The sequence below is a fragment of the Lactobacillus sp. UMNPBX19 genome (genome assembly GCF_002553805.1).
In the GTDB taxonomy this organism is placed as follows: domain Bacteria; phylum Bacillota; class Bacilli; order Lactobacillales; family Lactobacillaceae; genus Lactobacillus.
Map to the genome: position 1 here is coordinate 1 of NZ_PCYR01000174.1, position 316 is coordinate 316.

At 41.1% G+C, this 316-nt stretch carries 1 protein-coding gene; it reads left to right on the forward strand.

Features of this window, described 5'->3' with window-relative positions; genetic code table 11:
* A partial coding sequence (locus CP370_RS09660) for a DUF1542 domain-containing protein (protein ID WP_158227052.1) occupies positions 1–316 on the forward strand: 316 nt, incomplete at both ends.

Below are 316 nucleotides of genomic sequence, written 5' to 3' on the forward strand. Positions count from 1 at the left end.
AATCAACAAGGATGATGCCAATGCCGCAATTGATGGAGCACTGGCTGAAAAGAATAATTCAATTGATGATGCTCCTAACCTGACTACTGAAGAAAAGCAAGCTGTGAAGGACCAAGCTAAGACAGAAGCAGATAGTGCCAAGACTGCCATTAGCAATGCAAAAACTGTCACTGATGTTGAATCAGCTAAGAACACTGGTGTTGAGAAGATTAATCAAGTATCAATTCCGGCCCAATCAGCTACTAAGCAACAAGCTTTAACAAATATTGATGACGTAGCAAAAGCCGCAAAGCAGGCAATTGAGAATACTAACGGT